Annotated in this window: 11 protein-coding genes and 2 pseudogenes; 8 read left to right on the top strand and 5 right to left on the bottom strand. The window is 42.6% G+C overall.

Annotation, left to right across the window (positions count from 1 at the left end; genetic code table 11):
• Nucleotides 1–55: 55 nt before the first annotated feature.
• The 3 genes from VZ94_RS12245 to VZ94_RS12235 are packed head-to-tail and all read right to left on the bottom strand — an operon-like array spanning nucleotide 56 to nucleotide 4,964.
• Nucleotides 56–2,467: an NHL repeat-containing protein gene (locus tag VZ94_RS12245; protein WP_045779444.1), complete on the bottom strand. Its 2,412-nt coding sequence runs from the start codon at nucleotides 2,465–2,467 to the stop codon at nucleotides 56–58.
• Between the two features lie 15 nt (nucleotides 2,468–2,482).
• Complete coding sequence (locus tag VZ94_RS32760) at nucleotides 2,483–2,668, bottom strand: hypothetical protein (protein WP_045779443.1); 186 nt, start codon at nucleotides 2,666–2,668, stop codon at nucleotides 2,483–2,485.
• Nucleotides 2,625–4,964, bottom strand: coding sequence for an NHL repeat-containing protein (locus VZ94_RS12235; protein ID WP_045779442.1), 2,340 nt, complete (start codon nucleotides 4,962–4,964; stop codon nucleotides 2,625–2,627). The genes VZ94_RS32760 and VZ94_RS12235 overlap by 44 nt, the downstream gene beginning before the upstream one ends.
• 255 nt (nucleotides 4,965–5,219) lie before the next feature.
• On the opposite strand from VZ94_RS12235, the gene VZ94_RS12230 reads away from it, so the two are divergent.
• Both VZ94_RS12230 and VZ94_RS12225 read left to right on the top strand, forming a co-directional pair.
• Entirely contained in the window at nucleotides 5,220–5,588 is a 369-nt protein-coding gene (locus VZ94_RS12230; RefSeq protein ID WP_131655548.1) for a hypothetical protein, read from the top strand.
• Nucleotides 5,585–5,914 (top strand): VPLPA-CTERM sorting domain-containing protein, encoded by a 330-nt coding sequence (locus VZ94_RS12225; RefSeq protein ID WP_045779440.1) that lies wholly within the window; start codon nucleotides 5,585–5,587, stop codon nucleotides 5,912–5,914. Before VZ94_RS12230 ends, VZ94_RS12225 begins: the two co-directional genes overlap by 4 nt.
• A gap of 92 nt (nucleotides 5,915–6,006) precedes the next feature.
• Here the strand turns inward: VZ94_RS12225 and VZ94_RS30750 are convergent, their stop codons facing one another.
• Nucleotides 6,007–6,141 (bottom strand): hypothetical protein, encoded by a 135-nt coding sequence (locus tag VZ94_RS30750; RefSeq protein WP_275575223.1) that lies wholly within the window; start codon nucleotides 6,139–6,141, stop codon nucleotides 6,007–6,009.
• A 342-nt stretch (nucleotides 6,142–6,483) separates the two neighbouring features.
• Here VZ94_RS30750 and VZ94_RS12220 point away from each other — a divergent pair.
• The 3 genes and pseudogenes from VZ94_RS12220 to VZ94_RS32115 all read left to right on the top strand — a co-directional run bounded on the left by VZ94_RS12220 (nucleotide 6,484) and on the right by VZ94_RS32115 (nucleotide 8,075).
• Nucleotides 6,484–7,412: pseudogene (locus VZ94_RS12220) on the top strand (ZIP family metal transporter).
• 8 nt (nucleotides 7,413–7,420) lie between these two features.
• Nucleotides 7,421–7,837: a TMEM165/GDT1 family protein gene (locus VZ94_RS32120; RefSeq protein ID WP_338040389.1), complete on the top strand. Its 417-nt coding sequence runs from the start codon at nucleotides 7,421–7,423 to the stop codon at nucleotides 7,835–7,837.
• Nucleotides 7,830–8,075, top strand: coding sequence for a TMEM165/GDT1 family protein (locus VZ94_RS32115; RefSeq protein WP_338040388.1), 246 nt, complete (start codon nucleotides 7,830–7,832; stop codon nucleotides 8,073–8,075). Before VZ94_RS32120 ends, VZ94_RS32115 begins: the two co-directional genes overlap by 8 nt.
• An 8-nt stretch (nucleotides 8,076–8,083) precedes the next feature.
• Here the strand turns inward: VZ94_RS32115 and VZ94_RS12210 are convergent, their stop codons facing one another.
• Nucleotides 8,084–8,518 (bottom strand): NUDIX domain-containing protein, encoded by a 435-nt coding sequence (locus VZ94_RS12210; protein WP_045779439.1) that lies wholly within the window; start codon nucleotides 8,516–8,518, stop codon nucleotides 8,084–8,086.
• A 106-nt stretch (nucleotides 8,519–8,624) separates the two neighbouring features.
• Here VZ94_RS12210 and guaA point away from each other — a divergent pair.
• The 3 genes and pseudogenes from guaA to VZ94_RS12195 all read left to right on the top strand — a co-directional run bounded on the left by guaA (nucleotide 8,625) and on the right by VZ94_RS12195 (nucleotide 11,231).
• A pseudogene (gene guaA, locus VZ94_RS32110) lies at nucleotides 8,625–10,211 on the top strand (glutamine-hydrolyzing GMP synthase).
• Complete coding sequence (gene tadA, locus VZ94_RS12200; RefSeq protein ID WP_045779438.1) at nucleotides 10,202–10,660, top strand: tRNA adenosine(34) deaminase TadA; 459 nt, start codon at nucleotides 10,202–10,204, stop codon at nucleotides 10,658–10,660. The pseudogene guaA and the gene tadA overlap by 10 nt, the downstream one beginning before the upstream one ends.
• A gap of 70 nt (nucleotides 10,661–10,730) precedes the next feature.
• Nucleotides 10,731–11,231: an arsenate reductase ArsC gene (locus VZ94_RS12195; RefSeq protein ID WP_045779437.1), complete on the top strand. Its 501-nt coding sequence runs from the start codon at nucleotides 10,731–10,733 to the stop codon at nucleotides 11,229–11,231.

Below are 11,231 nucleotides of genomic sequence, written 5' to 3'. Positions count from 1 at the left end.
TATTTCCCAACATTAATGTAACGCGTTAAACAGAGCTATTAACGTTCGGTGGCTGTTACGGACGTAAGAACTGCACTATCCGGTTATTTTGACTATCGATAACATATAAATTGTCATCGCTGTCAGTCGCTACCGTATCAGGACCGCATAAGGTCGAAGCACTGACGGGGGCAAGACAACTACCGGTATCGAAATGCCCATCTTGACCAAATACCAGATCAGCTCGTCTATCAGTCGTCAACGGGCTGTTGTACTTCAATACTCGATTATTGGCATGGTCGCTGATAAAGACGTCGGCTTGGCTGTTGACGGTAACTGAGCGTGGGTGACACAAACTATCGGCGCTGGTGGTAGCGCACGCTTTGCTAGTTAAATCGGGTTGTCCGAAAACATGGCTGGCACTGGTGGTATCTTTAGGAAAGGCTAATACTCGGTTGTTTGCCCAGTCGGCTACATATAAACGGTCTTCAGCGTCGACGCTTAAACCAAGGGGATGACAGAAGCTATTTGCACTGGCAATATCTGGGTCACCATCAAAATTACACAGACTAGACGTGAAGCTGCCGCCTTGACCATACACGGCATCGGCAACAACATTTGTCGTTAATGGCGCTAAGTATTTTAAAACACGATGGTTGTTTAAATCCGCCACATACACACTATCATTGCTATCCACGGTTATGCCCGCTGGATAACATAAGCTATCAGCACTGATACCATTTTGATTACAACTGTTAGTCGTAAAACTACCGCTTTGCCCTAATACAACATCCGCAGTGGTGTCCGTAGTAAATGGTGTGTTAAACGCCAGCACTCGACTATTACCATTGTCGACAACAAATAAGTTACCGTGTTTGTCAACGGATAAGGCTCGCGGGTAATTCAAACTTTTATTGCTTAAGCCACCATAATTAGCCTCATGACTATAAGCATTGGGTTGACCTATGACTAAATCAGCCTTAGCTTGAGAGGTAAATGCGGCGATGCTGTTATAGCCTAACACCCGATGATTGGCGGTATCGGCGACATAAACCCGGCTTGGTGTCACGCTAGTATCAATAGCGATTGAGCCTGAATCATCATATTCAGAAAAACTAAAGACACGACTATTGAAATCATTTTTGTAGCTCGTCTTAAATAGATATTGACCTAACACACCACTTGCGGGTTGCCACCGTTTAAACGACCATTCCTTAGTAACCTCGTCTTGACTAGGCTGGTATTGCAACACGCGATTATTATAGACATCGCTTACATAGAGCTTAGCGCCATCGTTTGCATTATCCAGCGCTAGACCTGAAGGACCATTGAGTGTTTTACGGCTAGTTTCAACATCATGTTCATGGCGAATAAAGTTAGGTTGACCCAATACAGTATCCGCCCGTGTTTTTCCTTTGGCATAACCCAAAATTCTCTGGTTACTTCTATCGGAAATGTAAACATCGCCATTAGCATCGACAGCAACCGACCAAGGGTAGCACAAGCTCCGTTTAGAAATTCCGCCTTTATTACACTCAACGGTAGTAAATAACTTATCCTGCCCATAGACATTATCGGCGGTCGTATCGGTTACCAGAGGCTTTTTGTATTTCAATACGCGGTTATTAAACGAATCGACGATATACACATTGTTTTGTATATCAACAGCTACATCACTAGGGTAGTAAATACTGTCCGCCGTCGCGCCAAAAGCATTAGCGCTGTTGGAGCTGAACACGCCTAGTTGACCAAAAACTCTATCCGCACTGGTATCGCCAGAACCTGTTACGACCGTAGTTCGTAATGGTGAATGAAATTCCAAAACGCGATTATTACCACTATCTGCGACGTATAAATTACCAGCTTTATCAACTGTCAAACCGGTAGGATAAGACAGTGAGTTTTCTGTTACGCCACCGTTGTTTTCTGCATGGCTAGTAAAACTGCCACCTTGGCCAAATACTTCATCGGCTAGTTTTCCTCCAGATTTATAGGGCAAGCGATAATATAACACCCGATGATTACCGGTATCCGCGACATATAAATTGCCTGAATTATCAACAGCCACACCAGAAGGTGCATTTAAACTTGCTGCACTGACACCACCGTTATTAGCGGTATTTTCGGCAAAGTTAGGTTGGCCTATGACAATATCAGCCGGTGCATGGGTTTGAAATGCTTTTATATCACTCCAGCCAAGCACACGGTTATTGGCGGTATCTGTTACATACACCCGATTAGGCGTAACGCTGTTATCAATAGCGACATCGCCTGTTTCCCAATCCGCTAAGTTTAAGCCATAACCATCAACCAAATAATGGCTGTTATGGTTTAAGTCTAATTGCCCAAGAACCGCATCGGCTACGGTATCGGCTTCGCTAACAAGGCTATCGGCTGCCAACAGAAGAGTCGGTTGTGCGGACAATAACAAAATACCTGTTATCGCTGTTAACAAGGGTTTTAATGAGGGTTTTGAATTATTTAACATGGTTACTCCTAGCGTTTAGCGCTGTATTAGGGTTTTAAAAAATTGCACTACACGGTCGCGATAAGCATCGACCACATATAAATTATCAGCGGCATCCATCGCTACACCTTCTGGACCACATAAGGTAGATGGGCTGATTGTTTTGCATGATGCTTGATTAAATTGATTGTTTTGTCCAAAAAACGCGGTCGGCACGCGCATCAGTAGTCAACGGCGTTGTATATTTCAATACTCGGTTATTTTCGTTATCAGCAACAAAGACATCGCCCCGGCTATTGCTAATCACTGCTCTAGGACGGCATAAGCTGTAAGCTGATACACCTAAGTAATTACAGACATTTGTCACCATATCAGGCTGACCTAAAACGTTATCCGCTGTGGTATCAGTAGGGGTAAAGAGTAATACTCGGTTATTAGACGAATCAGCAACATATAAATTAGACGCCTCATCTAGGGCTACGTCATTCGGATAGCATAACGAATTGGCACTGGCAGGTAGAGGTGTATTAGGATTAACTGTCATATTGCAAGCGTTGCTGGTAAAGCTACCGTTTTGACCGTATACCTGGTCAGCTTTGTCATCAGAAATAGCAGGTCGTAAATATTTTAAAACCCGGTTATTGCCTTGGTCGGCGACGTATAAATTATCTTTACCATCTAACCTCAAACCAGTTGGGAAACATAAGCTGTCTGAGCCTAGGTTATCGCCCCTATTACAATCATGATAGGAAAAATTACCCAATTGCCCCAATACTTTATCGGCAACGGTATCTGAGCTAAATGGCGTGTTATAGATTAATACGCGGTTATTGTCGGTGTCTGAAATATAAAGATTACCGATACTGTCAACGGCGACACCTGACGGTAGAGCTAAACCACTCGCACTAATCTCGCCGCCTGCATTGGGTTCATTGGTATACGCTTTAGCTTGCCCAATGACGAAAGCCGCAGGCGATTTTGTATGAAAGGCAGCAAGGCTTTTAAATGCTAAAACCCGGTGATTAAGCGTATCAGCCACATAAACGCGATTAGGTGTGACACTTTTATCTATCGCTATTACGCCTTCACTCTGTTTACTGGCAAAACTAAAGGTTCGGCTATTGAAATCGTCATAATGGTTAGTGGTTAACGCATATTGACCTAACACATTAGTGGCTGATTGAGCAGATTTAATTACTAGTGTTGGATTCTTATCGGAAACTGGGCTAGGTTGGTATTGCAAAATACGACTATTTGCCCCATCAGCAACATAAACATTTGGGCTATTAGGGGTAACAGTACTATCTAAAGCAATATCTACCGGATTACATAAGCCATAACCATCAACAGGTCGAAAATCAACTTTACTCAGGCTAAATATAGCCGGATTACCCGCACAAACATTAGTGGTTAAATCATTTTGTCCTAACACTTTGCTAGCAGACGTTGAGTTTTTCGCATAAATGGCAATTCTGTTATTAAATTTATCAGCAATATAAACGGAATTATTGCCATCAGTTGCAATAGCTCCAGGACCACATAACGAATCTGCTGTAATAACATCGCCAATATTACACACACCCGTCGTGAACAAGCCGTTTTGGCCATAGACTTTATCTGCTTTAGTGTCGGTCAATAGCGGATTGTTAAACTTCAACACCCTATTATTGCCAGTATCAGCGATATAAAGATTGCCCTCGGCATCAACGTCTATATTGTCTGGGCGAAATAATGATTCAGCGCTAATGCCGCCGTTATTCACGTCTTTGCTTATAAATGAATCGAATTGACCAAAAACCTTATCAGCTGTTGTATCGCCTGTTCCGTTAATATCACTGACTACAAACGGGTTATAAAATGCTAAAACACGATTATTATAACTATCTGAAATATAAACATTTCCGACATTGTCTAAACGCACACCTGTGGGACGAGCCAAAGTATTTTCAGAAGCACCATCGGGGTCGGTATCGTTGGTAGTAAAGCTGCCGAACTGACCAAAAACCTCATCAGCGACTTTATCTTGCTTAAATGGCGAATGATAAAACAACACTCGATTATTACTTGAATCAGCTACATACAAATTGCCTTTTAAATCAACGGCTATACCGTTTGGGTAACAAAGACTGGCTGCCGATGGATTACCGCCTTGATTACAACTATTAGCAATAAAATCAGGCTGCCCTATCACAATATCGGCAGGTGCATGATTTTTAAATACCTTCAAATTTTTCCAGCCTAAAATTCGATGGTTAGCACTATCAGCAACATACACACGGTTTGGGGTCGCTGATTTATCAACCGCAATATAAATAGCGGGGCCACTTAAACCACGCCCGCTAGTACGGGTTTGCTGGGCCAAATCAGGTTGCCCAAGTACAGCATCGGCTATTGTGTCGTTTTCAGCGATGATAGACGTGATAGCTTCGCTAGCTAAACTCGGTATGACCGATAAGGATAATACAAAACAAGAGGCTATTGTGAGCCGCTTCGCATTTTTAGTTTTATTACTACACATAAAACACCTGCTCTATTAAAAATGACTACCCGTCAAGGCGGCTACGCAATAAAGTTTAATTTCACTCTATTAAGCGTGCATTCAGCTTGACTTCGGCGCAAAGGTTAGCAGTTAAATATAAATAAATTGTTAACAAACATTGGGTATTATTACCTTAAAAAATCCATTGACTTAAGATGTTATTTATCTTACTTATAAGATAAGCCGACTAAAGAAATTCAACGTTAAAATCAATGTAAATAATTGTAAAAGTAGATGGGTAAAATATCACAGCGTTGTTTTGGTGCTCTTTTTACTTTATTAGCTGCTTCGTATCTAAAATCGAAGCGCAATCTTGTTAACACAGTGGAGCTTATCATGTACAACAGAATCTTAGCACTAATTTGTCTACTTACTTTATTAGTTATGGCGTCTGTAACGAATGCAGCAACGGTAGTAACATTCGATGATTTAGCGGATGGCTTAGTACCTTCACCTTATCAAGCATTAACTGGGATGATAACTGGCAAACTTATAGCAATGCTCAAGATCCATACAACCCACAAAGCCCTTTTAGTAGAATTTATAGCAATTACGCTAAATACAATGGCGGCTGGGATTCCGCCGTACCGTTTTATTTTTTGAGCAAAAGTGTCTTTATCGGTGCTTATGTTTCGGGCAATTCAAGCAAGGGTCCTGTGTCGTTTGAAATGTATTATTTAGGCAGCCTAGTTGCCACATCAATTAGTCTTATACAAACATCAGTACCTACTTTCTTAGCGAGTGGTTACGCTGGATTAGTAGATGAAGTTAGAGTGATTGGAAAAGGAGGTGTATATGTCTTAGATAATATTACTTATGATGCTGCTAACGTAAATGCTGTTCCTGTCCCTGCAGCCGCTTGGTTATTCGCAACGGGTCTTGCCGGATTAGGCTTAACCCAACGTAAACGAGCTAAGCTTGTGGGTTAATAATCAATAGATTGCATAATTAACCGCTTCTTGACCCATAAAAAAACCGGTCATTCTTCTTGTAAATGACCGGTTTTTTGTATCTATTATGACTATTCAACATCCGATGTTGTTTTATTTAAAGCCTGCCTATCTTCATTTTGCTCTTTTTGTAATGTACGCATCATATAAAACAAACCTGATAAGACCCCTAGCACTAACGCGATTTCAAGCAGCATTCTAAACATCATCTTCTCCTCATAACCTTGTCATTGTTTTTTAACAGAGCGTATACGCTCATGAAACAACCTATCAGCTATTTTGAGTATGGCAAGTGCTTTAAAATCAGCAAGTCATTGTTAATAGTAGTTATTAAGTGCCAGCTGTGTTTATACCCTAAATTTTGGTCGATAATACCTGCGAAAAGATTCAAAGTTGGCATGTGCGGTAATATTCTAAGTACACAGCTCGCAATTTTGATGTTTGAATTTTAACAATTCCCATAAGTAAAACCTGGATTTAGTATAATAATAATTGGCTAAAAACACGCTTAATTTACAGGTAAGACTATGACTATAACAACAAATATAATGAATAACTTGGAAGCCTTTATTAATGGGGGATGTGAGCGAGTGGTTAATCATCCACAGTATCAAGTGTGGTTGAATATGCCACCGGTTAAGCGCTGGTCAGTGCTTACGGGCGTATTACTAGCAGTAACGGCTTTATTTTTTGGTCTTTTATATCTGATTTTTGGCAAAATTGTCGTTATCGGCTTTTTGCCAGTATTTTAGCGGGCTTAGCGACGGGTGCGGGGGCTTTGCCGGCGTTATTTTTTAGAAATATATCCAATAACTTATTTAATAGCTTATTAGGCGCTGCGGCTGGCGTGATGTTAGCGGCAACCGCGTTTTCTTTATTGGTGCCAGGTATAGACAGTGCGAATGCGTTATGGCCGGGTAAGGGCATATACGCGGTGTCATTGGGTATGATTATTGGCGCGCTATTTTTGCATTTCGCCGACAGTAAAATGCCTCATGTACATTTTGATAGCATTAGCGATAAACACCTTACCTCAATGAAAAAAATCTGGTTGTTTATTATCGCTATTACAATTCATAACTTTCCTGAAGGCATGTCGGTTGGGGTGAGTTTCGGCGCGGGTAATATTAATAATGGCGTGGTGTTGGCGATTGCGATTGCTTTACAAAATATTCCTGAAGGTTTAGCGGTTGCGTTGCCGTTAGTCGCGTTAGGCTATGATAAATGGCGCGCTGTGGGTATTGCTTTGGTAACGGGATTGGTTGAGCCTGTCGGTGGTTTATTGGGCATTACTATGGTAACGATTTTCCAGCCGTTATTGCCTCTCGCAATGGGCTTTGCCGCCGGTGCGATGTTATTCGTGATTAGTGAAGAAATTATCCCAGAAACGCATAGTAATGGCCGGTCGCGCTTTGCGACATTTACGTTAATGCTTGGCTTTATTGTCATGATGATTTTAGATAATTTGCTAGGCTAGGATTAAGTATGGAGCTTTTTGCCAATTGGCATCTTGTTGAGTTATGGCAACAAACGGTTAGCACTTTAACGGCACCGGCTTTTTCATTGGCGACGTTTACCAGTTACGCGTTAATTGTTGCGGCTGAAATGGGCGACAAAAGCCAATTAGTGTGTATGAGTTTAGCGGCTAGGCATAAAGGGATGCCTGTGTTTTGGGGGGCGCTAGCCGCTTATGCATTACTGAATGCGTTAGCGGTAATTTTTGGTAGTGTTATTGCTTCATGGTTACCTGACTATGTCGTGGCCTTCGTTGTTTCGCTGTTGTTTGCCGTGTTTGGCGTGCAAGCGTGGTTTACCGAAGAGGACGATGATGACGAAGAGGTTGTAGAAAAAAAGTGGCGTCAGTGTGTTTGCGACAGCGTTTTTATTAATTACGATGGCTGAATTTGGTGATAAAACACAGCTAGCCGTAGTGGCATTAAGCAGTGGTACATCAGCGGTTGCCGTTTGGTTAGGTGCAACCGCTGCGTTAGCCACAACAACAGCCGTAGGTGTTATAACTGGACGTACTTTATTGCAAAAACTACCGTTAGTGTTGTTGCATAAGCTGAGTGCGGTAATTTTTTTGTTATTATCCGGGTTTGCCGCGTGGCGTATGTATCAAGCGTATGGTTGCCAGTAAACACCTGATTAACGTAAAGGTGCGACTTGGCCGCTATTCCGATAAGCTTGATAATCCGCTATTACTAAAGCATGGTCAAATGCGAGTAACTCAGGTAAGGTTTTAAATGTAAATAACGCTACATTTTTTGCATCATCTGCGGCCTTAGGTTGACCATGCGCTTCAGCAACATAAACGGCGGTGACGGTATGATTTCTAGGGTCGCGGGCTGGGTTGGAATAAAGCCCTAATAGCGTTATTAAACTAACGTCTAAGCAAGTTTCTTCTTTAGCTTCGCGTATGGCTGCGTGTTCAAGCGTTTCGCCTACATCAACAAATCCACCTGGGATGGCCCAGCCTAGCGGTGGATATTTACGCTCAATCAAGACAAATGGGCGTTCCGGCAAATCAATTAATTCAATAATACAATCGGCGGCTAATAATGGCGTGACTGGTTTTGGCATATAAAACTCGAAGTGGTCGTGTTAGGTTTTTTAGTTATAGCATAAGGTCGGGTTGTTTAGCTAAGTTTGTTACAATAGCTTTCTTTATTCTTTTTCTTAAGTCCCTGTGAAACATTCGACTAATATCCATCACGATAAAATTCTCATTTTAGATTTTGGCTCACAATATACTCAGTTAATCGCTAGACGTATTCGTGAAATCGGCGTTTATTGCGAAATCTACTCGTGTGAAGCGAGTGACGATGAGATTAGCGCGTTTGCGCCTAAAGGTATTATTTTATCGGGCGGCCCTAATACGGTGACTGCTCATGATACGCCTAGAGCGCCTGCATCTGTGTTTACTCTAGGCGTACCCGTATTAGGCATTTGCTACGGTATGCAGACCATGGCAGAGCAACTCGGCGGCAAAGTTGAAAGCTCTGACCACCGTGAATTTGGTTATGCGCAAATTCGCGCACGTGGGCATTCCCCGTTATTACAAGGCATAGAGGACCATTTGTCACCAGAAGGGTATGGCTTATTAGATGTGTGGATGAGTCATGGTGATAGAGTGGTGACGATGCCTGAAGGCTTTAAGCTTATCGCGAGTTCAGAAGGTGCGCCTATTGCGGGCATTGCTGATGAAGAAAAAGGCTTTTATGCGCTGCAATTTCATCCAGAAGTAACCCATACCAAGCAGGGCTTACGCATTCTTAGCCGTTTTGTTGTTGATATTTGTGACTGTGCGACATTGTGGACTTCAGACAATATCATCGCCGATAGTATTCGTTCAATTACTGAGCAAGTCGGTAGTGAGCAAGTGATTTTAGGTTTATCGGGCGGGGTTGATTCTTCAGTAGTTGCGGCGTTGTTACATAAAGCCATTGGTACGCAGCTTACCTGCGTATTTGTCGATACCGGCTTGTTAAGACTGCATGAAGGCGATCAAGTCATGGCCATTTTCGCTGAGCATTTAGGCGTGAATGTGATTCGTGTTAATGCTGAGCAGCGTTATTTAGAGCAACTGGCCGGTATTACTGACCCTGAGCAAAAACGCAAAATTATCGGGCGTTTTATTCGTCGATATTTTTTCTGAACAAGCCGAGCAATTACATAATGCTAAATGGTTGGCACAAGGCACGATTTATCCTGATGTGATTGAATCGGCCGGTGCTAAAAGCGGCAAAGCGCATTTAATCAAATCCCATCACAATGTTGGCGGTCTACCTGAAAAGATGCATTTAAAATTGTTAGAGCCGTTGCGTGAATTATTTAAAGATGAAGTGCGTAAGCTAGGCTTAGAGTTAGGGCTGGCGTCTGAAATGATTTACCGCCATCCTTTCCCAGGCCCAGGTTTGGGCGTTCGTATCTTAGGTGAAGTAAAAAAATCCTATGCTGATTTATTGCGCCAAGCGGATGCGATTTTCATAGAAGAACTTTATAACCACCGATTATACGAACAGGTTAGCCAAGCGTTTGCTGTCTTTTTACCGGTGCGCTCTGTTGGCGTCATGGGCGATGGTCGGCGTTATGACTATGTTGTGGCCTTACGTGCGGTTGAAACGATTGATTTTATGACAGCCCGCTGGGCGCATTTGCCGTATGACTTTTTTAGAATTAGTATCAAGACGAATTATCAACGAAGTCAACGGTATTTCGCGCGTTTGTTTACGACATTTCCGGCAAACCACCGGCTACGATTGAATGGGAATAACGGAACAAGACGTTGCTTGGATGCGCTATGCGTTACGCTTAGCGCAACGTGCCGAACAGCAAGGTGAAGTGCCCGTCGGTGCGGTGTTAGTTAAAAACAATGACTGTTTAGCGGAAGGTTGGAATCGAGTGATTCAAGATCATGACCCAACTGCTCATGCTGAAATCATTGCCATACGCGCAGCCGGTTTAGCACTGGGTAATTATCGGCTACTTGATACTACATTGTATGTCACGTTAGAGCCCTGTGTTATGTGCATAGGCGCTTTATCACAGGCACGCATTAAGCGTTTAGTGTTTGGTGCTGATGATCCTAAACGCGGCGCGGTGTGTCATGCGTTAAGCTTATGTGAAGCGGATTTTTTAAATCATAAAATCGAATGGCAAAAAGGCGTGCTCGCAGAGCCGTGTTCTGAGCTGTTGAAACAGTTTTTTAAGGCTAGGCGTTAGATTCGTGGTAACAAATTGTTAATAACGGCATGTCATTATTAAAACTCCTCTAACATTTTAAAAATTCACTATGTACAACGTTTTGATATTATGCACAGGCAATTCTTGTCGCAGTATTTTGGCCGAAGCATTATTAAATGCTAAAGCGGCGGGTCGTTTAACAGCGTATTCGGCCGGTAGCCATCCTACAGGCACAGTCAATCCTAATGCCTTAGCGACTTTGGCGCGTAATGGCTTGACGACTAGCGGTTTTCTTAGTCAATCTTGGGATGATTTTTCTGATAAAGCTATTGATTGGGTGATTACCGTGTGTGATAACGCGGCAGGTGAGACTTGTCCTGTTTTTTTAAACGACAGTGTTAAAGCACACTGGGGTTTACCAGACCCTGCTAAAGTAACCGGCACAGAGACAGTGATTACTGAGGCTTTTCAGGCTACTTACGACGCCTTAGCCGAGCGAGTTGATATGTTGCTGGCCTTGCCTTTTGAGACTTACAGCCGCGAAGACTTAGTAGAACAGCTTAATCAGATAGGGACGCAGGCTGAGTTAAAAGGTTGTGTAATAGTTTGA

The organism is Methylocucumis oryzae, from assembly GCF_000963695.1.
Lineage (GTDB): Bacteria > Pseudomonadota > Gammaproteobacteria > Methylococcales > Methylomonadaceae > Methylovulum > Methylovulum oryzae.
The sequence above is the reverse complement of the archived record's forward strand: the minus strand, read 5'-3'. Positions and strand labels throughout refer to the sequence as shown.